The sequence below is a fragment of the Shewanella decolorationis S12 genome, assembly GCF_000485795.1.
In the GTDB taxonomy this organism is placed as follows: domain Bacteria; phylum Pseudomonadota; class Gammaproteobacteria; order Enterobacterales; family Shewanellaceae; genus Shewanella; species Shewanella decolorationis.
Window position 1 is genome coordinate 13,174 of sequence record NZ_AXZL01000041.1, and the last position, 26,295, is coordinate 39,468.

The following is a 26,295-nucleotide window of genomic DNA, read 5'->3' on the forward strand; positions in this document are numbered from 1 at the left end:
TGCGACTATGGCATTAATCGAATGTCCAATCTGCCGTAAACGGATGTCGAGCAAAGCACCAGCTTGCCCGCATTGTGAGGCAAAAACCAATGGTGACAATAGCTCGCTCGCACGGATCAGTCATATCCAAAAATCCAGCAGCTTAATGAACCAAAGCTTTGTCGCAATGACGCTATTCATTGCGGGTGTGGTGATTTGGTTTTGGGGCGGAGAGCCTGCCGAGGGCTTGCGCGCAACCATTGGCGCCATCTGTTTTGTCTTTGGTTTTGTGGGCTATTTAATTACCCGCGTTAGAATCGTATTACATAAGCGAAAGAGTGTATGACCGACATTAATCAAGTAATCGACCAAATGCCCGAAGAAGTCTATGAAAGGCTGCGTAGCGCCGCTGAATTAGGCAAATGGGAAGATGGCACAGTATTGACCGAAGCCCAGCGTGAATCGACTCTTCAAGTGGTGATGCTCTATCAGGCGCGCCGCTTAGACCAAACTGAGCATTTCACTATTGCTGCCGGTGGAAAATTAAATGAGCTGTCAAAGGCGGAGTTGAAGAAACAATTCCGTGGCGAGTCCATTGCCGAGTTTAAAGCTGACGAATTGTAATTGCTGAGTCGGTCCTTAATGCTCAACTGAAAGCGCCTTCGGGCGCTTTTTATTGGCATACTAAAATCACCTCCTCTGGAGGTGGTGATCGTTCATGTGTGGCTTTGCCCTTAGAATGCCATGCTAAATACAGCCTTTATTTGTTACCAGCAAATAAAGGAGTAAATAGCATGAGCAGATATGAGCCTTCATCACACGTATTTTACCGTTGTCAGTATCACCTAGTGAGGACACCGAAGTAGAGATACAAGATTCTTAAAGGAAACTTGGGTAAGGAGCTTTATCGAAGTATTTATGTTTATGCAATATGAAGAAATGTAGGGGGGCAGAAATGAATCTACAAATAGTCTAGAGAGTCGTTTCAAAGCCATCTACTATGCGGGTGAATTCTTACTGGCTAGATTAACCATTGTAATCGTGTTAGCTGTGTTTGTAAGTTACTATTTTTATTTTGTTTTTAAAAATTTTTAAATTTCTTCCTTGAAATACGATTTCCCATCCTTATATCTATTGCAGGATCGCTCGATGAGGATCCAAATCGATTCTGTGCCATCAGGACAGAAGTTAATTTAGGCGAGACAAATGCGTTTTCAATTGAAAAACGTTCGCCAATTTCCCATATTGCTTAAGACAAGGATATGAATATGCGTACTTATGATTTAACTCCTCTTTACCGTAGTGCTATTGGTTTTGATCGTTTAGCCCAAATGGCAGAACATGCTGCCGCGAATAATGGCAACTCAGGTTATCCTCCATATAACATTGAACTCCTTGGCGAAAATCGTTATCGCATTACTATGGCCGTGGCTGGGTTCTCGATGGAAGAGCTTGAGATCAGTAGCGAAGGTGAGAAATTATTGGTGAAAGGCAATAAGGCCGAAAGCCAAACCGAGCGTAAATACCTATACCAAGGTATTGCCGAGCGCGGGTTTGAACGCACCTTCCAACTGGCGGATTATGTGACTGTATTGGGTGCCAGTTTAGAGAATGGTTTATTGAACATTGATTTAGTGCGTGAAATCCCTGAAGCGTTAAAACCACGCAAGATTGAAATCACCACCTCGCGCCTATTAGATGGTCAATCCTAATCCAGTATAGCGCGGATAAAGAAGGGGAGCTTAATGCTCCCCTTATTGTTCTCCCACCAATTAAAATCCCAAGCTGGCTATTTCAAAACATTGCGATTGCAACCTCGCATGCGTTGATGGGCATTTCAGCGCCATTAGGCTCTCATCGCTTTTTCGCCGCGGGCAAGACCCACTACGCCCGAGCGAGACACTTCTACCACTTTGGTCACTTCACCCATGGAGTGAATAAAGGCATCGAGTTTTTCGGTCGTGCCCACCAATTGAATGGTGTAGAGATTGGCGGTGACATCGACAATCTGCCCACGGAAGATATCGGCGGTGCGCTTAATTTCTTCCCGTAATTCCCCTTGGGCGCGGACTTTTACCAGTGCCAATTCACGCTCAATATAAGCCGATTCGGTGACATTCGACACCTTGAGCACATCGACTAACTTGTGCAGTTGTTTCTCGATTTGCTCTAGCACTTTTTCGTCGGCCACCACAGTAATATTGAGGCGCGATAAGGTGTTATCATCGGTTGGTGCCACAGTTAAACTTTCGATGTTGTAACCGCGTTGGGAAAACAGGCCGACAACACGGGATAGGGCGCCGGATTGGTTTTCGAGTAATACAGATATAATTCGACGCATTAGCATTTCTCCGTTTTGCTTAACCACATTTCATTCATCGCGCCGCCGCGGATAAGCATGGGATACACGTGCTCAGTCTCATCCACCATAATGTCGATAAATACCAGTCTGTCTTTCATGGCGAGGGCTTCGGCCATTTTAGACTCGAGCTCAGCGGGATCGCTAATCGTCATGCCAACATGGCCATAGGCTTCGGCAATTTTGGCAAAGTTGGGTACCGAATCCATATAGGAATGGGAATGGCGACCAGAGTAGATCATATCCTGCCACTGTTTCACCATGCCGAGGAAACGGTTGTTTAAGTTGATAATTTTAACCGGCGTATCGTATTGCAGAGCGGTTGAAAGCTCTTGAATATTCATCTGAATCGAACCATCGCCCGTGACGCACACAACGGTTTCGTCAGGCATTGCCATTTTGACTCCCATGGCAGCGGGTAGACCAAAGCCCATGGTACCAAGGCCGCCGGAGTTAATCCAATGGCGAGGTTTATCGAAGGGATAATAGAGCGCGGCAAACATTTGATGCTGGCCCACATCCGAGGCGACATAGGCCTCACCATTAGTGAGTTTGTAAAGGGTTTCAATCACTTGCTGTGGTTTGATCCGATTGCTTTCCTTATCGTATGCCAAGCAGTTGCGGTTACGCCACACAGTGATTTCTTGCCACCATTGATTAATTGCCTCGCTATCGTTGCTCTCCTTCGACTCCTCCAGCAGGGCTAACATGCTGTCCAGTACGATATCGGCCGAGCCAACGATGGGGATATCCACTCGGACGGTTTTTGAAATCGATGAAGGGTCGATGTCGATATGCAAAATAGTGGCATTAGGGCAGTATTTCTCGATGTTGTTGGTGGTTCTGTCATCGAAACGCACGCCAATCCCGAAGATAAGATCGCAGTTATGCATGGTCATGTTGGCTTCATAGCGACCGTGCATCCCCAGCATGCCTAAACTGTTTTTATGGGTGCCAGGGAAGGCGCCAAGACCCATCAAGGTGCTGACAACGGGGATATTTAACTTTTCCGCTAGGGCTAAGATCTGTTTTTCACTGCTGGAGATAATGGCGCCGCCACCCACATAAAGCACGGGTTTTTTCGCCGCGAGTAATGCCTGCAATCCACGGCGAATTTGCCCTTTGTGGCCCGATGTCGTCGGATTATAGGAGCGCATTTTAATGCTCTCGGGGTAAATATAGTCGTGTAGCAATGCAGGATTGAGGCAATCCTTTGGCAAGTCGACAACGACGGGGCCGGGGCGGCCCGTGGAGGCAATATAAAAGGCTTTTTTAATGATCTCAGGTATTTGAGTAGGATCTTGTACTAAAAAGCTGTGTTTAACAACTGGGCGTGAAATCCCAATCATGTCGCATTCTTGGAAGGCATCATTACCGATAAGACTGCTAGGTACTTGGCCCGAGAGTACTACTAATGGAATCGAATCCATATAGGCGGTGGCGATGCCGGTAATGGCATTGGTGGCACCTGGGCCTGAGGTCACCAGTACCACGCCGACTTTACCCGTGGCACGGGCATAACCATCGGCCATATGCACGGCGGCTTGTTCGTGGCGAACCAGAATATGTTCAATACCGGGGATAAGGTGCAGGGCGTCGTAGATATCTAACACTGAGCCGCCAGGATAACCAAATATGTGCTTTACACCTTCATCGATAAGGGATCGCACAATCATGCTGGCGCCGGATAACTTCTCCATGTGAAACTCCTATTGCATAGTACCGTTACGGTAAACAGTATCTTGTTACAGCGACGGTAATCGCTCTAAAAATAAGCCTGAAGGGTAATTCAGACTCCGATTGCTGAGCTTGAAATCATCGATTTCAAGCGCTCATCCTTTTGGATGCAGCTGCTGTTGCAATGAACAGAATTTCATCATATTCAAAAAAGAACACATTTCAAGGCTTTTATGTAAAAAATAACCAACTTGAAACAATTTCATGTTTAGACGGGATAAACGCTTATGAAACGGGAGTTTTTATTTATGGTGATTTTATTTAATCACTTTAATTAGAATGGGTTAGCAGATTTACAATGAAAAACGGCACTCAAGGTTCTATATATAACCTAAGTGCCGTTTATTTAGAAAACACTTAATTTTTTACAAATCAACCACAAAAGCGATGAATACCATAATTGCTTCATTTACGTGGCATAAAGATGCAGATTACTCCTTCGGCTTGGCTTGATGAGTCGGTCGGTTAAATTGACAGAATCCCACCAACAATACCGCCGTCAGCATTAATGCCGAGAAGGGCACTGCGGTGCCATTATAAAACAGCGCGAGTAATGGCCCTGCAAGGGCGCCAAAGCCAAATCTTAAGGTGCCAATCACCGCCGTGGCTGTGCCTGTTTCCTGTTTGAATTTCATCAGCACAATAGCATCAGCGTTGACCGACATGATGCCAAGGCTCCCCATCAGCGGGATCAGCATCAACACGGTGAAATGATAACTGAGTCCCAGTAAATTCACCCCCAGTAAACCTACCGCCGCCAGCGCACCGAAAAAGGTCGATACGTGCAGCATTCTTAACGAGCCATAACGCCCCACAATTCGGGTATTGATAATATTTGCCAGCATCAGCGCGCCCACATTGGTACTAAAGAGTAGGGCAAATAAGGATTTATCTAAGGAAAAAACCTCCATATAGACAAAGGGCGATGCAGTTAAATAACAGAAAAACGCAAAGGAGGTGAGTACTCCGCTGGCAATATTCAATTTAACGCCGGGACGTGAAAACACAGTAGCATAAGCCCCTAAAAAGGATTTTTGACTGCGGCTACTCTGATCTTTATCGCTCGGCATTCTGAGCAACGTAATGACTAACAACAGCAACAACATGGCATAGGCCGATTGGATAAAGAAGATCAAATGCCATTCACCAAGCTCGAGGATGAGGCTGCCGATGCTTGGTGCTAATAATGGTGCTAACATCATGATTAAACTGACATAAGACATGCCCTTAGCCGTGTTTTCACCATAGACTTCTTTGATATACCCTGGGACGACCACAGTGGCCGCCGCGCCGATAAAGGCTTGTAAAAAGCGCAGCCCTAAAAACACTTCAATCTGCTCGGCTAAGCCTAATAACAGGCTGACTGACATAAAGCCCGAGAGGCCCATTATTACCATGGGGCGACGACCAATACGGTCCGCAAGTGGGCCAAAGCACAGCATACCTAGGGCGTAGCCGCCCAAGTAAACACTCAAGGATTGTTGCACTAGGGTGATATCAGTATGAAAACTTTGGGCGAGGGTTGCCATGGCGGGCAAATACATGTCGATCGCGAGTGGCGTGATCGCAACAATAGCGGCAAGCATAGGGATCAACAGGGCCAAATGGGGAATGTTGCTCGGTTTAGTCAGATTAGTTGACGGTTGTGGGTCCACAGTTACCTCGGGTGGCGAAAGAAGGCGATATAAAGTGTTATGTCACTCGAAAACCAAAATTGTAGGGTAACAATTTTGCCTATTGGTGGCTCATTTCGCCTCAATTGACATAGCGTATATCGCCATGAGCATTGGAGAGTATAGGGGAGAAATGAGTGACCAGCGAAGACTTAGCCAACAGTTGAACTGAATGAGAGGTCTTGTCATCGAGTATAAGGATATTAAGCCATAATATAGTAAAATGCTCGGGCAAATAAGCCAATCTCGATGACGATATCTTTACACTTAAATTGTAACCAAAATCGCTTTACTGTCCTTGTATTGCATTAATTTACCAATGTAGGCCTGAGCGTCATTCATTCGACTGAGGTTGTCACTCCAGTGTCATCTGTATGTCATCTAACCGTCTTGAATGCAGATTAGTTTAATGGGCTTTAGCTTAACCCTACGACTAATAACAACACATTCAGGAATGATGCAATGAACACAAAACGACTGCCGCTGGCCGGTGCGATACTGGCAAGTTTACTCCTTGGTGCCTGTAATGGTGATGACGGTACCAATGGTGAGCAGGGGGATAATGGCTTAAATTCATTAGTTAAAGTGACCTCACTCGCCATAGGTGATGCGAACTGTCCCGCCGGTGGTCAACGTATCGATACCGGGCTTGATGCGAATCGTAATGGCGAGTTGGAAGAAACTGAAATCGATGTGGCGCAAACACAATTTATTTGCCAACCCCAAGCTGCGGGAGTCACAGCTGAGCTGATTAGCCGCCATCAAACGGGCGTTTATGGCCTGAGTGCAGCTGAGATTGTCGAATATCACAGTGCTTCTCAGCGTATTTTTGTGGTTAATGCGAGAAGCGGTAAAGTCGACATTATCGATGCTCACTTACTTGGTAATGCGACCACGGCAACTGCGCCATTAGCCTTGAATAATCTTGATAAGCTCGGCGAGCTGGATGTTGCCAAAGATGTGGGCTTAAGTTTTATGGGCAGCGTTAACAGCGTCAGTATTTCTGGTAACTTGTTAGCAGCGGCCATTGAGCGCGGCGATGCGGCGGGCAATAAGACTCAAGCCAATGGTTATGTGGCTTTCTATCAACTCAACGGCAATGACGCGCCGCAGTATCTCAGCGCGGTAGAAGTCGGTGCATTACCGGATAACGTGGTCTTTAGCCATGATGGCAAAACGGTACTCGTTGCCAACGAAGGCGAACCAAATCAAGACTATAGTGTCGATCCTGAGGGCAGTGTAGCGATTATTGCCATAGCGGATGGTAAACCCGCAGCAACGGCAACGCTAGTGACATTCACCGAATTTAATCAGGGTAATGCTCGCTATAATGAAATCACCAAGGACATTAAAATCAATGGCCCTATGGCCACTGTCGCGCAGGATTTAGAGCCTGAGTATATCAGTGTCAGCCCCGATAACAGCCGTGCCTTTGTGAGTCTGCAGGAGAACAATGCCATCGCTGTGATCGATATCGCCAATGCCAAAGTGGCGAAGATTTTACCCTTAGGGCTGAAAGATTACGGTCTTGATGTGAATAAAATTGATGCAAGTGATAAGGATGATATGATCAACCTTCAGGCCTATACGGGCGTGTATGGCATGTATCAGCCTGATACCGTAGCGAGTTACCGTTGGAATAATGCTGATTTTATTGTTACCGCAAACGAAGGGGATTCCCGCGACTATGCAGGGTTTTCGGAGGAGGCCCGTGCCGGAGACTTAACCTTAGATCCTAATCATCCACAATTTGCCGCCGCGAAAGATAAGACCCAATTAGCCCGTTTGAAAGTGACTAAGAGTATGGGGGATGACGATAACGACGGCGATTATGACAAAATCGTGAGCTTTGGCGCGCGCTCCTTCTCAATCTGGACGGCCGATGGTCAACAGGTGTTTGACAGTGGTAGTGACTTTGAGCGGATCACCGCAGCCTTATTAGGCAATAACTTCAATAATAACAACGAAGAAAACAAAGGCGATAGTCGCAGTGATGATAAAGGACCCGAGCCTGAAGCCTTAGCCCTAGGCAAAATTGGCCAAAAACTCTATGCCTTTATCGGGCTTGAGCGTACCTCGGGTTTTATGATTTACGACGTGACCAATCCCTTTGACGTGCATTTTGTGGATTACGTGGTAAACCGTGATTTTGAGGCGGATTTCAGCATAGATACAAATACTGGCGAAGTGAAAGGCGATGCCAGTTTGGCGGGAGATTTAGGGCCAGAAGGCATGAAGTTTGTAAGTGCCGAGAAGAGTCCTAATGGTCGACCTCTGCTGATTATTGGTAATGAAGTCAGTGGCACAACCAGCGTGTATCAGATTAAGGTGCAATAGCCATAGCTTGAGTTCAAGGTGCCATAACGTTACATCTCGACACCTAAAATGCCTGTGATTAAGCAAGTTTAAAACGCCAGAGCATTACTCTGGCGTTTCTTTTTGGCTTCTTTCTAGCGATAAAAATACAAGGTTAAACCACCGAATAGGCGTTTTGCTTGAGGGCATTGAAGGTGGATTCGATACATTCGAGCGCAAGCTGGAATTGGGTATCGTTTTCGGCGCCGCCTAAACTTAAACGGATAAAGTTATCATGGCAGTTAAAGTCATCCCCATTACGGATCAGCACGCCTTTTGCCGCTAAGGCGGTCACGAGATGATGGGCTTTTATGTCTTCGGGTAATTGAACCCAGCCATTTAAACCACGCCAGCGTTGAGTTAGTCCTAGCCTGTCGCCCAATGCCATGCACTGCTGCTGACGCTCGCGAATAATGGCATCGCGATTGGCGGTGATTTGCCCGCGCTTGATAAGCTGACAGGCGAGCTCCACATTGAGCTGCGACACCATCCAGCATTGGCTGTGGATGGCGATGCGCAATGGGGCAATAAGTGGCTCGGGCACGAGAATAAAACCTTGCCTTAAGCCCCCAGAAAACTGCTTAGAAAGGCTCGAAATATAAATGACCCTCGGCACATTCAGCGTCTGAGCCAACTGCCACAGCGGAGAGTGCCATTCTTCTGGGAGGCAATAATTCACATCATCTTCAATGATATAAAACTGGTACTGCTCCGCGAGTGCCAACAGTTTTGCTCTCTGTTGCTCACTGTATTGAATGCAGGTTGGGTTTTGATTGTTAAGGGTTAAATACACCAGCTTAGGTTGATGGATTTGCACTAAGGCTTCGAATCTTGCGAGATCGACCCCGTCAGAGGTTAACGGCACGCCAATGCTATTGATACCTAATTGTTTAGCGCAAATACGCACACCGGGATAGCTGTACTGCTCGTGCAGTAGCATCTCGCCCTTGGTGAGGAAGGCATTTAGGCAGGCAAAAATGGCCTGTTGGCCACCATGGGTAAAAATCAATTGCTCGGGTTGCTGTTCAATCCCACGTTGTAAAAGCCAGTGGTGAAATACCTGTTGATGCTGGTCTAAGGGGTTGGCGCGATAGCCAAGGAGTTGACTCAGTTTAGCCGGATCCTTAGCCAGTTGACTTAGGCAATCACTCAGCGTACTTATTTGATCCGTCAGCGGCTGCTGACACGTCGCCATATTGAGCTGCAAGTTACTGAGTTCTGGCACGGGAGAGGCGTTGACATAAGTCCCATCACCTATACGCGCTTCCACATAGCCGCGCTGCTCCGCAAGGGCATAGGCCCGTGTGACAGTGCCTATAGTCACCCCTAGCGCATCGGCTAAACGCCGCTGTGGTGGGAGTTTTGTGCCATGGGGTAGGACTTTACGCATAATGCCTTGCTCAATGGCACTGACGAGACGTTGATATTTAGGACCAGTAAATGCCTCTAGATCCGGCGTCCAAATTGTACCCATGACAATAAATCCATTGATCTCAGTTAATCTACCTATATTATTTATTGTATCGTTTATTGTCAAATATTGTATGCGTACAATTTAGGGTGTTTATGGATATTCAACTTGTTAATGATCCACAACTCTGGACCTTGATGGCCTCTGCTGCACTCTTTTGTGCAACTATGACCATGACTCCCGGGCCGAATAATATTTTACTCGCCAGCTCCGGCGCTCATTTCGGGGTGATGCGTACTATTCCGCATATTGCGGGGATCCGCTTAGGCTCGACTTCTTTGCATCTGTCGGTATTACTCGGTCTTGGTGCTTTGTTCGAGGCGTTTCCGGTGTTGCACCAAGTGCTAAAGTACGCGGCATTAGTGTATTTACTGCACCTTACCTATCGATTAGTGACCTCTCCCGTTAAGGCGGCGCATTTGGATGAAGGGCGTAAGCCAATGAGTTTGATGGAGGCGGCTCTGTTTCAGTGGATTAATCCCAAATCTTGGATGTCGACCATTACCCTTTGCAGCGCGTTTACCCTAGGGGGCGATGGCTTTTGGCTCAGTGCGGTATTGGGCGTGCTGGTGTTTAATCTGGTGGGATTTCCCGCGTCCTTCACTTGGGTATTTGTGGGCGCAGCTATCAGTAACAAGCTGAATACGGATAAACGTCGACGCCATTTTAACTGGTTTATGGGCAGTTTATTGTTGGTGTCCTTACCTATGATCCTGCGCTAAAGGAGGCTAATTGCGCTAAAAGCTTAAATATTCTGGGATACTGACTCGCTTATTGATTGGCTTTATGCCATAACCAACATAAGATTGATGCTTTTTTTAGATAACAGCCTTTTAGGGGTAAATAAGCTAAAGGTGCTGTTTGCGAGATAGTAGATCTGCGCAAAGTGAGTTATTTAACCATAACAAGTTAATCATCGACTTGGGTGTATATGGAGGTTAGTGCGTGAGGTTTCCCAGTTTAGTATCGTTTATGCCTGGTCTGGCGCAGATGCTGCAGTATGAGAAGCAATGGCTCAGGGATGATGTTCGGGCCGGATTATCCGTGGCGGCGGTTGCTTTACCCGTTGCCATTGCCTACGCCCAATTGACTGGGGTCAATGCCGCCGTCGGTTTATACTCCTGTGTGCTGCCCATGTTGGTGTATGCACTGTTTGGCACATCTAGACAATTAATCGTTGGTCCCGATGCCGCCACCTGCGCCGTGATTGCCGCCGTTGTAACGCCACTCGCTGCTGGCGACAGTATGAAGCACTGGCAATTGGTGATGACGATGACGGCCATGACGGGCTTTTGGTGTTTAATCGCTAGCCGTTTTCGCCTAGGGGTATTAGCGGACTTTCTCTCCAAACCTATTCTGATGGGGCTACTCAATGGTGTGGCAATCACCATTATCGTTGGCCAATTCTCAAAGATTTTTGGTTTTACCTTCGATGAACGTTATCTGATTGAGCGCTTATCGGGCGCGCCTTCCTATTTAACTAAAACTCACTGGCCCACCTTACTGATGGGACTGGTGACCTTAGCCACCTATGCCTTAGTGAAACGTTATCGTCCACAGTGGCCAGCCTCTATGTGTGCGATGGCGATGGCAGCGTTTTTAGTGTGGGCTTTTAACTTAACCAGCTTTGAAATCAATGTGGTGGGTGAGGTGAGCGCTGGCTTGCCATCATTCCAAGCTCCCGTTTTTGATCTCGGTATAGCCCGTGAACTGGTGGTGCCTGCACTTAACTTAGCTATGGTGAGCTTTGTGAGCATGATGCTGACGGCGCGCAGTTTTGCGGCAAAAAATGGCTACGATATCGATGCGGATAAAGAGTTTCGCGCCCTAGGTATTGCCAATATCGCCTCTGCCTTATCCCAAGGTTTTGCCGTCAGTGGCGCCGATTCGCGCACCGCGGTGAACGATGCTAACGGCGGCAAAAGCCAGTTGGTGTCCATCATCGCAGCCGTATTAATTGCATTAGTCGCGCTATTTTTTACCGCGCCACTGCAATATATCCCCAGTTCTGCGCTTGGGGTCGTGTTGGTGATTGCCTCAATTTCATTGATTGATTTAAAGGCGCTATGGAACCTGCGCGTACGGGATCGCTCCGCCTTTTTACTCGCCTGTACAACCTTGTTTTCGGTGCTGTTTATTGGGGTGATCCCTGGTATCACCTTGGCGGTATTGTTGGGCTTATTCCAATTTTTAGCGACTGTGATGCGTCCTACCGATCAAGTACTTGGACTAGATCATAAAGGCGTTATTCGCAGTGTGGATGATTCGGGTAAAGCTAAATCTGTCCCCGGCGTATTTATTTACCGTTTCAATTCACCATTAACCTACTTTAACGCCACTTACTTTAAACGCCGCTTACTGGAGAAGTTTATCCGCGAGCCTGAGCCCGTTGATTGCATTATCATTGATGCCGTGCCGTGTTTTACCCATTTAGATTTGAGTGTGATGGCCATGCTTGCGGATTTGCATCAACTATTGAAGAAGCGCGGTATACGCTTAGTGTTAGCCGGGCGTAAACGACAGATGCTCGGCTGGTTTGAACAAGCAGGTATGCAGTCGGGTGAGGGCGGTATATTAATCCGACCCGATTTATATTTGGCATTGAAAATGAACCAAAGCTACAAACAAGCGTTAGCTGAAGGCCAAGCGCCAGTAATCAAAAAAGCGCCTGAGGATGATGTGTTACTACATAGTCATTTGTGAGTTAAGTAACCCAAAAGCGCGGCTAGCCCGCGCTGTGAACATCTTTCATGACTTGCATTTAGTCTTTTTGAAATTTGTCTAGAGGGATAAAGCCGTGGTAAGCATAGTAACCAATAGGTCCTAAACACAAACTCAGTAGACACCAGAGCCATTTCTTATTGGTGCTGAGGTTGGCTTGACTCTTAAATACTCTACGCGCAAAAAGGCAATGTAGTAGGAGTAATCCTATAAGCATCGCAATGATTTTAATATCCGTATTTTCCAAGTTTCGATCCCTGTCTGTCATCGTGATGATTTGGCATTAAATGTCAGAAACAATTAACTCACTTTATCTAAGTGCTTGCTACTTTACTCGAACATTTTACCGATTGCCATTAGGTATATCAAAAATAAACGTTAATTCTTATTTACTTATAGACTCTCCTAACAAGTAAGTTGGCGTGTTTCCAGCTTGCCAGATCACATATTTTTCCATTGCATGCAGAAATATTTCGCTACTGGTTAGCCTCGTTAACCAGTTAATAAGGTGTGGAAACGCCACACTCAAATCCCGTTTGGCATCCACCGCAGTAAATTGGCGGATAAAAGGCACAATAGCAAAATCAGCAAGGCTTAACGTGGGGCCGATTAGATGGGGATGTTGCTCAAGCTGTGCTTCGAGTCGTTCGAGAAAAGTGCTGGCCTTGGCAAAATAATGCACCTGGGTGTATTCAGGATAACGGTCGGCATATTTGTACTTATCCAGCCAAGGTTTAAATTCAACATCATTCTGCGCGATAAGCTCAGCAATCAAGTTTTGTGCTGACGGGGTTTCTCCGAGTAACTGCTGTGCGGCTTGTGAATGCGTATTTGTCAGTGCCCAGCGCATAATCTCTAAGCTTTCGGCTATCACTTCACCCGTAGGGAGCTGTAATACTGGCACAGTGCCCTTGGGGGAGATGGTTAACATTTCTGTGGGTTTTGCTTTAAGGGTGATTTCCCGTACCTCTACCTGGCATTGGCCGAGCAATAGGCCAAGGCGAGCGCGCATGGCATAAGGACAACGGCGAAAACTGTAGAGTATGGGTAAGGGCATAGTCGTGTTCCTTAAAGCAATCATAAAAGCGATTTCGCCACTGCTGCGGCTTAAAAGTCGGCAATAGTAGTGGCTTTAAAACCGAAATACTGCGTTTATTACTGATTTTTCCACCGTTTGGCTTGTAAATAAACAATGACCTTGGTTTTTGTCTGTGTTTATCCGACTGTGACTCAGGTAGAATTTCGGCCGATTTTTGCGACCCAGCTTAGGCTGGTTATTAGTTAATGCACTGGAAATTAAGTTCCAGCCAGCAGTTGAGGGTGTTATGTCTAACGTTGTTGTTTGTGCTTTATATAAGTTTGTTTCATTACCGCATTTTGAGTCGCTGCGTGAGCCACTCCTGTCCATGATGGAACAGGCCGAGATTAAAGGCACATTATTGCTGGCAAATGAAGGGATTAATGGCACTGTGGCTGGCTCTCAAGCCGCTATCGATGCACTGCTGGCTTGGTTGAATAACCAAAATGGCCTCGAAAACATTGTTTACAAGTTATCCTTTGACTATGAAATGCCTTTCTACCGCACTAAGGTGAAGCTGAAAAAAGAAATCGTCACTATGGGCGTTGAAGGTATTGATCCGCTTAAAGTGGTTGGCACCTATGTAAAACCAAAAGACTGGAACGCACTAATATCCGATCCTGAAGTCATCGTCGTCGATACACGAAATGACTATGAGGTGAAAATTGGCACCTTTAAAAATGCCATTAACCCAGAGACCGAAACCTTCAGAGAATTCCCTGAATATGTAAAACAAAATCTCGATCCTGCAAAGCATAAAAAAGTCGCGATGTTCTGTACTGGCGGTATCCGCTGTGAAAAATCGACCGCTTATTTAAAAGAGCAGGGCTTTGAAGAAGTTTATCACCTCGAAGGTGGTATCCTTAAGTACCTCGAAGAAGTGAAACAGGAAGAAAGCCTGTGGGAAGGCGAATGCTTCGTCTTCGATAACCGCGTGGCCGTTGACCATGATTTGAAAAAAGGTCAATACGATCAATGTAACGCATCTCGTATGCCGATCACTGAAGCCGAAAAATTAAGCCCTGCCTATGTGCAAGGCGTTAGCTGCCCACATTGTATTGATAAGATTTCAGATGAGCAGCGTAAGCGTTTCGTTGAACGTGAGCGCCAAGTAAACTTAGCGAAATCACGTAACGAAGCACACATTGGTAGTGATGTGAATCAAGTGATTGAAGCCCGCCGTCAAAAGAAAGAAGCGCTGCGCAAACAATCCGCTGAAAAGAACAAGGCTAAACAATAAGGTAAGTAATAAGGTTTTTACCTCTCTCTTGAGCGCGTGCGTTCTCGACTATGACCATAATGGCCCGACATGTTCGGGCCATTTTTAACTAAATGTCTCAGTAACAGTGTTAGCATGTTTAACCCTATGATAAATTTGCCTAAATAAAATAGTGTTTTGGCAAAGTCAGCTGTGCCAGACATCTCGCGGCAGGGACAGGGTATGAGTATTTGGAAAGAGTTATACGACATTTTTGATAAAGAGCGTAGCCGCTGGCAGCAATCGTCGGCGGGTAAGCAGGTAATCAGCTTCGAGTTAAAGGCTAATTTAGGTTTTCTTGCTGATGCCTTGAGCAGTGGTTTGCCCCAACAGGCGATAATTCAAGGACTTGAGTGTTCACTCTTTGAGGCTAAAATTAAAGAAGGCTTATCATTGAGTAGTCTCAATCGGCGTACAGTAACATTGAAATTTATCGGTGAATTTGCTGAGTTTGCTAAATATGTTGGTAAAGAGAATTGCGAGCTGGTGGAGAATGCATACTCCAAAATCAAGTCGTTACAGAAACTAGCCTTAGCTCAACCGGATGGAAATTATGATCTTAAAATCAAGTCGCTGTTCCGATTTCTAGTATTTTTGGTTGCCCATCTAGAAAATCGGCCATTAGATCAAAAGTCTGTCCGTCATACGCGGGATTAACCTGTTTACACATTTCCCTTCTTTTATTGGGTTATGAATCGTAGTGAATCATTATACTGAAACATGCTAACTAATCTTATCGCGGTAACATCAGTGTATTTTTGAAATTTGGGTAGTCTTTTTGAAAGACAGTATAGTTAAAACAATAACTTGAGACTCTGATTTTTAACTTTATGTAAAAGCTAATTACAGGATTAGCATTGTCGATTTAAAACTCTTTTTGCGAGAAATACTGTGATGTATTTACAACCTCGGCGCATTAACGGATTTAAAAACGCACTCTCCAAGTGTATGGCAAATGTGCTTGTTTAAGTATCATCGTGAATTGAGTTTAGCTTTATTTAAGTGTCCGTTGTTTCTAAACTGCATTTGGTTCGTTCCGGCTAGTTTGTGCTCGCCAGAACGAAAAAATTTAATCTCGAAACGTCAACACGCCCTAATTATCAATATCTACACAGTATTGCTTGGCATTGCTTTAATCAACACAGCGGATTCAAGATGGTTTGTTTAATCAATCTGTTCTGTCCACTGTATCGACTTATTCACTCAATATCGACGTTTTGTTTTGAAAAAGGCAAGTAGTTGTTTTTGCTTACCGGCTTCAGCCAATACATCGTGGCAGGCCTTGCTAGCGCTGCCAACACCCATTACGTTTTGGTCGACTATTTCAACTGTAGAGGAAATGTTTTGGGAGATATCTTCAGTCACACTTGATTGTTCGCTAGAAGCCGTTGCAACGACAGTATTGACATTAGATATTGTATTGACCGACGTGGAAATACCATGAAAAGCGTTACGTACCTTTTCCGAAACCATTTGAGATTCATCTAACAAACTTGTATTTGCTTTCATGTAATGATCTGCTTTTTCTGCTTGAGACTGTAGCTTGGAAATGATCCCTTGAATATCAATAGTCGATTGTTGTGTCTTAGCAGCCAGTGAGCGTACTTCATCTGCCACTACAGCAAAGCCGCGTCCTGCTTCTCCGGCCCGTGCTGCTTCAATTGCAGCATTTAATGCCAGTAAATTAGTTTGTTCGGAAATACTGGTAATAACGTCAATAACAGAGCCAATTTCAATCGAATAATCTTTTAGTTGATTCACTATGGCTCCTGAATCACGAATAGCAGCGCCGATTTTTTCAGAAATGACATCAGATTCACCGAGGGATTTATTACCCACAGTGACATTATCCATAGCCTCTCTTGCGCTGGTTTCAGCCTCAGTGGCATTTTTACTGACTTCTAGGGCTGTACTGGACATTTGATTGAGTGCGGTCGCGATTTGTTCTACCTGAACCAGCATTTGCTTAGAGTTATTTTCAACCTGACTCATAGTCGAGGCCAATACTTCCGCAGAAGTTGCGGTATTATCGGCAACGTTAATCAACTGCTCGGTCATTTCAGAAATTTTATCAGCAGTATCATTACAGCCCTTTGCCAATAGACCTAATTCGTTATTACCAATATCGTTAATACGATCCGTAAGATCGCCATTTGCTAATTTAGAAATAAAAGCCTGAACTGTCTTAATCGAAGTTATAATAAATCTCGATATGATAATCGATGTTGCTAATACCAATAGCGAAACAATGACTAAGATAAATAGCATTATTTTAATCGATTCATCGTAAATCTCATCACCATAATTGCTCGCAGTTTGTGCTCCTTTGCTATTTAAATCAGATAATTTGAGTAATAAATCCGAATATTCGTTATAAGCATTTAGAGATTCGGTTAACAGCAGTTGTTTGGCGTCTTCGTTCTTGTTTGCTCTTGAGAGAGTGAGAAGCTTCTGCTGAATTCCTAGGTACTCCTTATATAAGCGATTAAAATCATTGAATATGACTTTTTCTTCGTTTTCGCTGATCAGTTGTTGGTAGGTACGTATAGATTCGTCAATTTTCGCTTTGGTTTTATCCAATTCGCGTTCAGTATCTCGCATTTGAGCATCGTCCAATGAGAGAATATGACGGGATTCTAACACCCTAAGATCTGCCGTTTGGCCATTCAGTCGTTCTATAACGCGTACAGAAGGTAGCCAGTCGTTCGAAATGACGGTGGATTGCTCATTTATGACTTGCATTTTACCTATCGCTAGTATTGTTAACCCAAGAATCGCAATCATGGGAATTGCAAAAGCTCCAAGTAAAAGATGATTTATCTTTAGATTACGCATTTAAACCCCAATAGTGATGATATTGACACGAACTAACTTAAGTGAGGCCCAATCTGGCTGATACCCTCACTAAATATATAAGCTAGCAATAGAACTTTCGCTATTCACGCAATGAAAATTTAAATTGCACTGGTACTTGGTCGTTTGCTCATGCCACCATAATGCAGGACAAAAATGAATGTAGACCAATTACATTTCGCAATATTAATGCCTATAGCCATTCTTGCAGAAAACCAAAACACCTATGACAGCCAGTGTTGTGGTTATCGCTCAATCAATGTCCTAGGGATTTCTTTGTTATGCGGTCTGAATTTGGGCATAGATTAAGAAGAAACGAACCTGCTATGCTAGCTAAGGTAGTAGTTAACAAAAAATCGTCAAAAGCATCTTGTGCTAACAGGTTTTGCTCGAAATGGTACAAATTTAGAAAAACGTCGAATTGTGGGGGAATAGCGATAAATGTGAACCAATCAATAGAGGCAAAATCAGACATAGCCGAAGGTGGGGCATGTTTGAATGTTTGTGGAAAAACCTAGAACAGGCTTGAAGATTTTATCTTAGACACAAATAAAAATTAACCATATTTATGGATGATTATATTAAATTGAGGTTTTACGGGGAGTTAAAGCAAGAAATGGTACACCCGAGTGGACTCGAACCACCGACCCCTACCATGTCAAGGTAGTGCTCTAACCAACTGAGCTACGGGTGCACTGTTTGAATTTCAAAATTTATACTCTTTGAAGAGAGTGGTACACCCGAGTGGACTCGAACCACCGACCCCTACCATGTCAAGGTAGTGCTCTAACCAACTGAGCTACGGGTGCATTGTTTTAATTGTTACCTCAACACAACCTTTCGTTGTGCTTTGGAACGAGCGCTATATTAGGGGGATAGCGAAAGGCTGGCAAGCAAAAAAATGAATTTTATTGTCAAATGGTGAATTGCTGTGCAACTTGTCCAGTGTTTCAGCAAAGTTGTTGATAAAACGGCAAGTTAGACTGTGCAACAGTCCAACATCACCCCGCACGAAATAAAACGGCGAGCCAAATGCTCGCCGTTTTATCTTTCAATCTGCTTAATGATGCACGCTGTCGCCTTCAATCAAACTTAAATGCACACCATGCTTTTGAATATAACGAAGGCGGATGAAAAACAGCAGCGCCGCCGAGGTGAGGCCTGCAATTAATCCAGTCCAAAAACCATGGGCGCCCATGGCGGGTACGATAAAGTCGGTATACGCCAAGGTATAACCTAATGTCATGCCAATGCCCCAGTAGGAAAACAGCGTAATATAAAACGCACTGCGGGTATCTTTATATCCACGCAAGGCGCCGGCAGCGACCACTTGGACGGAGTCAGATAATTGATACAGCGCGGCCATCAACATCAAACTGCCCGCAAGTACCACCACTTCTGGATCGCTGTTATACAACTCAGCGATTTGGAAGCGGAATAACACCGTTAAGATTGCCGTCGACAAGGCCAATGAAAGCGCCAACCACAATCCAACCTTTGCCACCACGGCAGAAATATCCGCGCGATCGCGGCCAAGGTAGTAGCCAATACGAATCGAGACGGCAATACCAATCGAGAGTGGCAACATAAATACTATGGCGGAAAAGTTCAGCGCAATCTGATGGCTGGCCACCACAGTCGCGCCTAATGGCGCCAACAGCAGGGCAATAATTGCAAATAGGCTCACCTCAAAGAAGAGCGCCATCGCAATCGGCATTCCAAGCTTAGTCATCTTTTTCATGGTGGCAAAATCAGGGCGATGGAACTGGCTAAAGGGCGCCAATGCGGCAAACTTTTTATGTAGCTGCATATAAATCGTCATGGCAATCAACATGGCCCAAAACACTAGGGCTGTCGCGACACCACAACCGGCGCCGCCCATGGCTGGCACGCCGAAATGGCCATAAATAAAGATATAGTTCGCCGGAATATTCACCGCGAGCCCCACGAATCCGATGATCATGGTCGGTAATGTGTATGAAATCCCTTCGCTGCAACCACGTAATACCTGATAGAGCACAAATGCGGGCGCGCCCCATAAAATACCGTCGATATATCCTATGGTTAAGTTGTACAATTGGGGCTCTAAATTCATATGGCTGAGCACTAGTGGGGCGGATGCAAGAAACACCATCACGCCAAGGCCACCAATTAAGGCCAGATAAGCGCCTTGAAACGCCAACGGTTGAATGGCTTTTTGATTATTTGCACCATTATGATGGGCAAATAAAGGCGTAAATGCCATTAGTAACCCTTGAACGAATAGAATTGCGGGTAACCACAGACTAGTTCCCACGGCCACGGCAGCCATATCGACAGCACTGACGCGGCCCGCCATAACAGTATCGATAAACCCCATCATGGTTTGGGTCACTTGGGCGATCAACACTGGGAGTGCGAGTTGAATTAAGCGTTTGGCCTGAAAGCCTGAATGATTCATAAATACAGCCTTTAACGAATAAGCGAGCAAAAAATGTTTACTGGTATAGTTCAAGCCACCTGTGAGGTGGTTGCAATACATAAGAAAGATGGCCTAAATACCCTTGAGGTAGCGTTTAAACCTGATTTGCATGAGGGACTTGCGATTGGCGCAAGTGTGGCAAATAACGGGGTATGTCTGACGGTGACTCAGGTCGTTGATGATAGGGTATTTTTCGATGTAGTGGAAGAGACCTTAAGGTTGACAAACCTTGCCAATTTGACCGTTGGTCAGCGGGTGAACATTGAGCGTTCTTTGACGTTCGGTAGTGAAATCGGCGGCCATATCCTCTCGGGACACATTCATACCAAGGCGAAAGTGAGCCACATTAGTCACACCGAACAGCATTATGATCTGACCTTAAGCGTCGAGCCCAAATGGATGAACTATATCCTTTATAAAGGTTTTGTCGGGGTAAACGGTTGCAGCTTAACAGTAGGCGAGGTGACCGAGAGCAGTTTTATGCTGCACTTGATCCCAGAAACCCTCAAATTAACCAATTTAGGCCAGTGTCAGCTTGGAGATGAGTTAAATATCGAAATTGACAGCCAAACCCAAGCCATCGTCGACACCGTCGAGCGTGTGCTGGCCAAACGTTTTAGCGGCAAATCTTAATTAACATGCCTAGTAAATTTGCTCGTCGTCCGAGTCAATATATAACTCTATGGTGCGACGGGCATCATCCACATGTAAACGCAGGTGGATGGGATTACAACAAATTCGGCAGTCATCGTAATAATCCTGATCGCCGCTGCTGGCATCAATACTTATATGTTGATGGTGTCCGCAGTGGGGGCAGGCAATCACTTTATTCATGATCCTCATGGCGCAACTCCTCTCTAACGAATGCTAGGGATGACACTTGTCGCTAAGCCTTCACACTGGCTTTAGTTGAGTATACAAGAATGTGCCGTGGCAACTTAGATAAAGTCGGTATCAAAATCTCTGTAACTAGATTTTTCCGTTCCGCTCAGCGCGGGGTACTTTTTTCATTGGGATTTATCTCGCGTAAGAACCGTCAAGCAATGCGTACCAGTTAAGTTAATTCAATCCTTTACCGTCATAAGTTCGACAGGCGCCGTCGGTAATATGCCTTCCTCTATATTGTCACTAATGGCCTGCGATAGCTGTTCTATCTGCTGCAAAAGCTCGGCGTGGATATCGGCCTGTAAGCCTATGGCGTCGAATTGCACCACTTGGCGCTGAACCGCTCGGGGTTCAGGTAGTGTGAGTGGCGTGGGGCTAACTGGGATTGGGTTCTGGGCGACTTGGCTAAGTGCAACCGTCAATAGGATACTCGTGAACATACCAACTCCTTTGGCTTCATTATTTACAGCGATGTGACTGCGCGGTAGGCATGGCGGAAACCTTAAACCAACCCGCAAACATTTAACGCGCATAGCGTAGGGGCGTTAGATGACTGCCACATGAACGATTGACTGCAATATGATGAATTCACGGCAAACTTTGCGGATTGGTGTTAATAATGAAGCTGATTTGGGGGCTAAGCCCCGCAATTGGGCCATTTAACTTGCGCGCCTTAAAGACTATCCCGTAGAATAACCGTCCTGCTACGCAAGGCGGCTAAGACTCCTGTACTGTCTTAACCTCGCGAGCATTCTCTTTTTACTTAATCACCATGTGGCCCTACGTGTGGGTCACCACTGGACAAGGATATTTCATGCCTGTAATTACACTTCCTGATGGTAGCAAACGCGAGTTTGCACATCCCGTATCGACTCTCGATGTTGCCGCTGATATCGGCCCTGGTCTTGCTAAAGCCTGTATCGCTGGTCGCGTGAATGGCGAGCTCAAAGACGCTTGCGATCTTATCGAAACCGATGCTGAACTTTCTATTATTACCGCTAAAGACGAAGAAGGTATTGAAATCCTTCGCCATTCTTGCGCGCATTTATTAGGCCATGCAATCAAGCAATTATGGCCACAAACCAAGATGGCGATCGGTCCTGTGATCGATAACGGCTTCTATTATGACATCGATCTTGAGCACAAGCTGACTCAAGAAGATATCGAAGCCCTCGAAAAACGTATGCTGGAATTGGCGAAAACCAATTACGACGTAGTCAAACGCGTTGTGAGCTGGCAAGAAGCCCGTGATACCTTTGCCACGCGCGGTGAAGAATACAAGATCGCGATTCTGGATGAAAATATCAGCAAAGATGCGACTCCAGCGCTGTATCATCATGAAGAATACACCGACATGTGCCGTGGTCCACACGTGCCAAACATGCGTTTCTGCCACCATTTCAAGTTGATGAGCATTGCCGGCGCTTACTGGCGCGGTAACTCTGAAAATAAGATGCTGCAACGTATTTACGGTACTGCATGGGCGGATAAAAAAGCCCTTAGCACCCATTTAGCCCGCCTCGAAGAAGCGGCTAAACGTGACCATCGTAAAATTGGTAAGCAACTCGACCTCTACCATATGCAAGAAGAAGCACCAGGCATGGTGTTCTGGCATAACGATGGTTGGAGCATCTTCCTCGAATTAGAACGTTTCATTCGCCGTAAGTTAAATCAATACACTTACCAAGAAGTGAAAGGTCCGTTGATGATGGACCGCGTTTTATGGGAGCGCTCTGGTCACTGGGATAAATACTCAGAAGCCATGTTCACAACCAGCAGTGAAAACCGTGAATACGCGGTTAAGCCAATGAACTGCCCAGGCCACGTACAGATCTTCAACCAAGGCTTGAAATCTTACCGTGATCTGCCACTGCGTATGGCGGAATTTGGTTGCTGTCACCGCAATGAGCCATCTGGTTCGCTGCACGGTTTAATGCGCGTACGTGGTTTTACTCAAGACGATGCCCATATTTTCTGTACTGAAGATCAAGTTCAAGCTGAAGTCAGCTCTTGTATCCAAATGGTATACGACACTTACTCGACATTTGGCTTCGAAAATATCGTTGTAAAACTGTCGACTCGCCCAGAAAAGCGTATCGGTGACGATGCCATGTGGGACAGAGCCGAAGAAGCTCTTAAGCAAGCCTTACGTGCGAACAATATCGAATTCACCATTTTACCGGGTGAAGGCGCCTTCTATGGTCCTAAGATTGAGTTCACGCTGCACGACTGTTTAGACCGTGCATGGCAATGCGGTACTGTGCAATTAGACTACGCATTACCGAGCCGTTTAGGTGCTACTTATGTCGCCGAAGATAACAGCCGTCAAACGCCTGTAATGATCCATCGTGCGATTTTAGGCTCGTTGGAGCGTTTCTTAGGTATTTTGATCGAAGAATACGCAGGTCGTTTCCCAACTTGGTTGGCTCCAATGCAAGTTGTCGTGATGAATATCACCGACAAACAGGCTGATTATGTTGAAGAAGTGGTCAAATTCTTCAAAGAACAAGGTATTCGCGCCTCATTTGACTTGAGGAATGAGAAAATAGGCTTTAAAATACGCGAGCACACCTTAAGGCGTGTTCCTTATTTATTGGTCGTTGGCGATCAGGAAATGGAAAATAAGGAAGTTGCGGTGCGTACACGTGATGGCGTTGACTTAGGTAAGATGCGAATTGAAGATTTCGCCGCTAAGATCCATCAACAAATTTCGCTCCGTAGTCTCAAATTGTTGGAGGAATAGGTCATAAAGATCAAGAAAACAGCAGGGCGTCAGCTGGCCCCTAATAGAATCAATGAAGAAATCACAGGTGTACCAGAAGTACGCTTAACCGGCATTGATGGTGAAGCTATTGGTGTGGTGAGCATCAGAGATGCTCAGAATTTGGCAGATGAAGCGGGTGTAGACCTAGTCGAAATTAGTCCAAATGCTGAACCTCCAGTATGTCGCATTATGGACTACGGTAAGTTCCTGTTTGATAAAGCGAAAGCTCAAAAGGAACAAAAGAAGAAGCAAAAACAGGTTCAGGTTAAGGAAATCAAATTCCGTCCTGGAACTGACGAAAACGACTATCAGGTAAAACTACGCAACCTGATACGTTTTCTGGAAGACGGGGACAAAGCGAAAATTACGCTGCGTTTCCGAGGCCGCGAAATGGCTCACCAAAACCTGGGTATGGATCTATTGAACCGTATCAAAACAGATTTGGATGAGTATGCAATTGTTGAATCCTTCCCGAAAATGGAAGGCCGACAAGCCATTATGGTGCTCGCGCCTAAAAAGAAATAAGTAGGGCAACCTATAAAAGTAGCGAAGGCTATATGCCTTCGCTCGCCTTGCTTTTTATTTAACATCCCAATGCGGAGTTTTAGTAATGCCTAAAATGAAAACCGACAGAGGTGTAGCGAAGCGTTTTAAGAAAACCGCTAATGGTTTCAAGCGCAAGCAAGCCCATTTACGTCACATTCTGACCAAAAAGAGCACTAAGCGTAAGCGTCACTTACGTAACAAGTGTTTAGTTGCTAAAGTTGACGTTCCAGCAATCGCGCGTCAATTACCATACGCTTAATTTAGGAGATTAGAAAATGCCAAGAGTTAAGCGTGGTGTAACCGCACGTGCTCGTCACAAGAAAGTTTTAAAATTAGCTAAAGGTTATTATGGCGCTCGTAGCCGTACTTACCGTGTTGCTGTTCAAGCAGTAACTAAAGCTGGTCAATATGCTTACCGTGACCGTCGTCAGAAAAAACGTCAATTCCGTCAACTGTGGATTGCACGTATTAATGCTGCAGCTCGTCAAAATGGTCTGTCTTACAGCCGTTTCATCAACGGTCTGAAAAAGGCGTCTATCGAAATCGATCGTAAGATTTTGGCTGACATCGCTGTATTCGACAAAGTTGTATTCGCAACTTTAGTTGAAAAAGCAAAAGAAGCGTTAAACTAAGCAATTAGTTTGTCGCACTTAAGAGGGGACCATTTGGTCCCTTTTTTTGTTGCTGTTTTTCAGACTTGCTTCAAGCGAGTCACAAAAACAGATAAAAAATAGCAGGCCGATGCCTGCTATTTTTATTTGAATCTCGCTAAAACTAAGAACCAGATTCGATTGTTTCTGCGCGTGATTATTTTTTAGCGTCTAAGTAACGCTCGGCATCTAATGCTGCCATACAGCCTGTACCCGCAGAGGTAATCGCCTGACGGTAATGTTGGTCCATAACGTCACCTGCGGCAAACACACCTTCGATGCTGGTTTGAGTCGCATTACCTTGAAGGCCACTTTGCACCTTCAGATAGCCGTTGTTCATCTCTAACTGGCCTTCGAAAATCCCAGTATTTGGGCTGTGACCAATAGCCACAAACACACCGGCAACGGCTAGATCTGTGATAGCGCCATCTTTGGTGCTCTTCATTTTCAGGCCAGTCACACCCATAGCATCACCAACCACTTCTTCCATGGTTTGATCTAGGTGCAGGATAATGTTGCCGTTAGCTACTTTATCCATTAAACGATCGATAAGGATTTTCTCTGAGCGGAAGGTGTCACGGCGATGAATTAAGTGCACTTCGGCGGCGATGTTACTCAAATACAGCGCTTCTTCAACGGCTGTGTTACCACCACCAATGACAGCAACTTTCTGATTGCGATAGAAGAAACCATCACAGGTCGCACAGGCTGATACGCCGCGTCCTTTGAACGCTTCTTCAGACTCCAGACCTAAGTAACGGGCAGAGGCGCCTGTCGCAATGATCAGCGCATCACAAGTGTATTCACCATTGTCGCCTTTTAGACGGAAAGGGCGCTCTGTCAGCGTCACTTCATTGATATGGTCGAAAAGGATTTCAGTATCAAACTTTTCCGCATGCTTTTGCATACGTTCCATCAATGCTGGACCCGTTAAGTCTTCTGCATCACCTGGCCAGTTTTCAACTTCAGTAGTGGTGGTTAACTGCCCACCTTGCTGCATACCTGTGATCATCACAGGCTTTAAGTTTGCGCGCGCAGCATAAACTGCGGCCGTGTATCCTGCGGGACCTGAACCTAAAATCAATAGGTTACTGTGTCTGACTTGGCTCATTTTTCTCTCCGTGCCTTTAGCAAATTGCATGGATTGTAGGGAATTTACCTGTAGGGGTAAAGCGCTGTTTGGTGATTCTTTTAGATTATGCTAATCGAATCCTAAGGCGAATTGTCAGCCTGAGTTTACTAAGGCTTTGGCTTATACCAATCACATTAAATATCTAATCAGTTCAGAGCCTCGCAGGCATTTCAATCCAAGGCGCATCGACGCAGAAATGGTCATTCCCTTTTAAGTCAATGCAACACCGGAGTGGGATGCCTGTGTGGCTCCCAAAGGGCGGCTGATGTTCACTGTATGGTAACGCGCTTTATACTGCGTTTAAGGCTTTCGACAGAGCACCACTATACCTTCAAGCCTTCGCCTTGTCTAAAGCGCGTTGAATTCCCGCTGA

Annotated in this window: 24 protein-coding genes, 2 tRNA genes and 1 pseudogene; 14 read left to right on the forward strand and 13 right to left on the reverse strand. The window is 45.5% G+C overall.

The window, feature by feature from the left end:
* Positions 1 to 7: 7 nt before the first annotated feature.
* The 4 genes and pseudogenes from SHD_RS02210 (at position 8) to SHD_RS02220 (ending at position 1,691) form a co-directional block, all read left to right on the forward strand.
* Positions 8 to 325: a hypothetical protein gene (locus tag SHD_RS02210; protein ID WP_039977219.1), complete on the forward strand. Its 318-nt coding sequence runs from the start codon at positions 8 to 10 to the stop codon at positions 323 to 325.
* Positions 322 to 603, forward strand: coding sequence for a YeaC family protein (locus SHD_RS02215; RefSeq protein WP_011716957.1), 282 nt, complete (start codon positions 322 to 324; stop codon positions 601 to 603). Before SHD_RS02210 ends, SHD_RS02215 begins: the two co-directional genes overlap by 4 nt.
* A 170-nt stretch (positions 604 to 773) precedes the next feature.
* A pseudogene (locus SHD_RS21510) lies at positions 774 to 949 on the forward strand (transposase); the annotation flags it as partial.
* Between the two features lie 298 nt (positions 950 to 1,247).
* On the forward strand, positions 1,248 to 1,691 hold the full coding sequence (locus SHD_RS02220; RefSeq protein WP_011622519.1) for an Hsp20 family protein: 444 nt from the start codon (positions 1,248 to 1,250) through the stop codon (positions 1,689 to 1,691).
* Between the two features lie 134 nt (positions 1,692 to 1,825).
* Here SHD_RS02220 and ilvN read toward each other — a convergent pair whose 3' ends face one another.
* The 3 genes from ilvN to SHD_RS02235 form a co-directional block, all read right to left on the reverse strand.
* Positions 1,826 to 2,320: an acetolactate synthase small subunit gene (gene ilvN, locus SHD_RS02225; RefSeq protein WP_011622520.1), complete on the reverse strand. Its 495-nt coding sequence runs from the start codon at positions 2,318 to 2,320 to the stop codon at positions 1,826 to 1,828.
* Complete coding sequence (locus SHD_RS02230) at positions 2,320 to 4,038, reverse strand: acetolactate synthase 3 large subunit (protein ID WP_023265650.1); 1,719 nt, start codon at positions 4,036 to 4,038, stop codon at positions 2,320 to 2,322. Before SHD_RS02230 ends, ilvN begins: the two co-directional genes overlap by 1 nt.
* 468 nt (positions 4,039 to 4,506) lie before the next feature.
* On the reverse strand, positions 4,507 to 5,730 hold the full coding sequence (locus tag SHD_RS02235) for a multidrug effflux MFS transporter (RefSeq protein ID WP_052030951.1): 1,224 nt from the start codon (positions 5,728 to 5,730) through the stop codon (positions 4,507 to 4,509).
* Between the two features lie 480 nt (positions 5,731 to 6,210).
* Here SHD_RS02235 and SHD_RS02240 point away from each other — a divergent pair, with 480 nt between their 5' ends.
* Complete coding sequence (locus SHD_RS02240; protein WP_023265653.1) at positions 6,211 to 8,085, forward strand: choice-of-anchor I family protein; 1,875 nt, start codon at positions 6,211 to 6,213, stop codon at positions 8,083 to 8,085.
* A 133-nt stretch (positions 8,086 to 8,218) separates the two neighbouring features.
* On the opposite strand, the gene SHD_RS02245 is transcribed toward SHD_RS02240, so the two are convergent.
* On the reverse strand, positions 8,219 to 9,577 hold the full coding sequence (locus tag SHD_RS02245) for an aminotransferase-like domain-containing protein (RefSeq protein ID WP_023265654.1): 1,359 nt from the start codon (positions 9,575 to 9,577) through the stop codon (positions 8,219 to 8,221).
* Positions 9,578 to 9,669: 92 nt separating this feature from the next.
* Between SHD_RS02245 and SHD_RS02250 the strand changes: the two genes are divergently transcribed.
* Complete coding sequence (locus SHD_RS02250) at positions 9,670 to 10,296, forward strand: LysE family translocator (RefSeq protein WP_023265655.1); 627 nt, start codon at positions 9,670 to 9,672, stop codon at positions 10,294 to 10,296.
* Positions 10,297 to 10,519: 223 nt separating this feature from the next.
* Complete coding sequence (locus tag SHD_RS02255) at positions 10,520 to 12,277, forward strand: SulP family inorganic anion transporter (protein ID WP_039977220.1); 1,758 nt, start codon at positions 10,520 to 10,522, stop codon at positions 12,275 to 12,277.
* 58 nt (positions 12,278 to 12,335) lie between these two features.
* Here the strand turns inward: SHD_RS02255 and SHD_RS22215 are convergent, their stop codons facing one another.
* Positions 12,336 to 12,563 (reverse strand): hypothetical protein, encoded by a 228-nt coding sequence (locus tag SHD_RS22215; RefSeq protein WP_039977222.1) that lies wholly within the window; start codon positions 12,561 to 12,563, stop codon positions 12,336 to 12,338.
* Between the two features lie 117 nt (positions 12,564 to 12,680).
* Positions 12,681 to 13,352, reverse strand: coding sequence for a glutathione S-transferase (locus tag SHD_RS02265; RefSeq protein WP_039977224.1), 672 nt, complete (start codon positions 13,350 to 13,352; stop codon positions 12,681 to 12,683).
* A gap of 268 nt (positions 13,353 to 13,620) precedes the next feature.
* On the opposite strand from SHD_RS02265, the gene trhO reads away from it, so the two are divergent.
* The gene (gene trhO / locus SHD_RS02270) at positions 13,621 to 14,613 is read left to right on the forward strand and encodes an oxygen-dependent tRNA uridine(34) hydroxylase TrhO (protein WP_039977237.1); all 993 of its coding nucleotides are present in this window, start codon (positions 13,621 to 13,623) and stop codon (positions 14,611 to 14,613) included.
* 201 nt (positions 14,614 to 14,814) lie between these two features.
* Positions 14,815 to 15,288, forward strand: coding sequence for a hypothetical protein (locus SHD_RS02275; protein ID WP_023265659.1), 474 nt, complete (start codon positions 14,815 to 14,817; stop codon positions 15,286 to 15,288).
* A 546-nt stretch (positions 15,289 to 15,834) separates the two neighbouring features.
* Here the strand turns inward: SHD_RS02275 and SHD_RS02280 are convergent.
* The 4 genes from SHD_RS02280 to SHD_RS02295 all read right to left on the reverse strand — a co-directional run bounded on the left by SHD_RS02280 (position 15,835) and on the right by SHD_RS02295 (position 19,924).
* On the reverse strand, positions 15,835 to 17,466 hold the full coding sequence (locus SHD_RS02280) for a methyl-accepting chemotaxis protein (RefSeq protein WP_023265660.1): 1,632 nt from the start codon (positions 17,464 to 17,466) through the stop codon (positions 15,835 to 15,837).
* Positions 17,467 to 18,101: 635 nt separating this feature from the next.
* Positions 18,102 to 18,178, reverse strand: a tRNA-Val gene (locus tag SHD_RS02285).
* Positions 18,179 to 18,216: 38 nt separating this feature from the next.
* Positions 18,217 to 18,293: transfer RNA gene (locus tag SHD_RS02290), tRNA-Val, on the reverse strand.
* 251 nt (positions 18,294 to 18,544) lie between these two features.
* Positions 18,545 to 19,924, reverse strand: a complete 1,380-nt coding sequence (locus SHD_RS02295; RefSeq protein WP_023265661.1) for an MATE family efflux transporter — start codon at positions 19,922 to 19,924, stop codon at positions 18,545 to 18,547.
* Positions 19,925 to 19,957: 33 nt separating this feature from the next.
* On the opposite strand from SHD_RS02295, the gene SHD_RS02300 reads away from it, so the two are divergent.
* Positions 19,958 to 20,578, forward strand: coding sequence for a riboflavin synthase (locus tag SHD_RS02300; RefSeq protein WP_023265662.1), 621 nt, complete (start codon positions 19,958 to 19,960; stop codon positions 20,576 to 20,578).
* 9 nt (positions 20,579 to 20,587) lie between these two features.
* Here SHD_RS02300 and SHD_RS02305 read toward each other — a convergent pair whose 3' ends face one another.
* Together SHD_RS02305 and SHD_RS02310 are read right to left on the reverse strand one after the other, a co-directional pair.
* Complete coding sequence (locus SHD_RS02305; RefSeq protein WP_011622722.1) at positions 20,588 to 20,788, reverse strand: CPXCG motif-containing cysteine-rich protein; 201 nt, start codon at positions 20,786 to 20,788, stop codon at positions 20,588 to 20,590.
* 221 nt (positions 20,789 to 21,009) lie between these two features.
* Positions 21,010 to 21,270 carry a hypothetical protein gene (locus SHD_RS02310; protein ID WP_235056922.1) on the reverse strand — a complete coding sequence of 87 codons (261 nt, stop codon included), beginning with the start codon at positions 21,268 to 21,270 and terminating at the stop codon, positions 21,010 to 21,012.
* A gap of 374 nt (positions 21,271 to 21,644) precedes the next feature.
* Between SHD_RS02310 and thrS the strand changes: the two genes are divergently transcribed.
* From thrS to rplT, 4 genes are all read left to right on the forward strand, one after another.
* The gene (thrS, locus tag SHD_RS02315; protein WP_039977228.1) at positions 21,645 to 23,573 is read left to right on the forward strand and encodes a threonine--tRNA ligase; all 1,929 of its coding nucleotides are present in this window, start codon (positions 21,645 to 21,647) and stop codon (positions 23,571 to 23,573) included.
* A gap of 3 nt (positions 23,574 to 23,576) precedes the next feature.
* Positions 23,577 to 24,119, forward strand: coding sequence for a translation initiation factor IF-3 (infC, locus tag SHD_RS02320; protein WP_084294816.1), 543 nt, complete (start codon positions 23,577 to 23,579; stop codon positions 24,117 to 24,119).
* Positions 24,120 to 24,204: 85 nt separating this feature from the next.
* Entirely contained in the window at positions 24,205 to 24,399 is a 195-nt protein-coding gene (gene rpmI, locus SHD_RS02325) for a 50S ribosomal protein L35 (RefSeq protein WP_011072303.1), read from the forward strand.
* A gap of 16 nt (positions 24,400 to 24,415) precedes the next feature.
* Positions 24,416 to 24,772, forward strand: a complete 357-nt coding sequence (gene rplT, locus SHD_RS02330) for a 50S ribosomal protein L20 (protein ID WP_006081652.1) — start codon at positions 24,416 to 24,418, stop codon at positions 24,770 to 24,772.
* Between the two features lie 175 nt (positions 24,773 to 24,947).
* Here rplT and trxB read toward each other — a convergent pair whose 3' ends face one another.
* Complete coding sequence (gene trxB / locus SHD_RS02335; RefSeq protein WP_011717030.1) at positions 24,948 to 25,901, reverse strand: thioredoxin-disulfide reductase; 954 nt, start codon at positions 25,899 to 25,901, stop codon at positions 24,948 to 24,950.
* Positions 25,902 to 26,295: the final 394 nt, after the last annotated feature.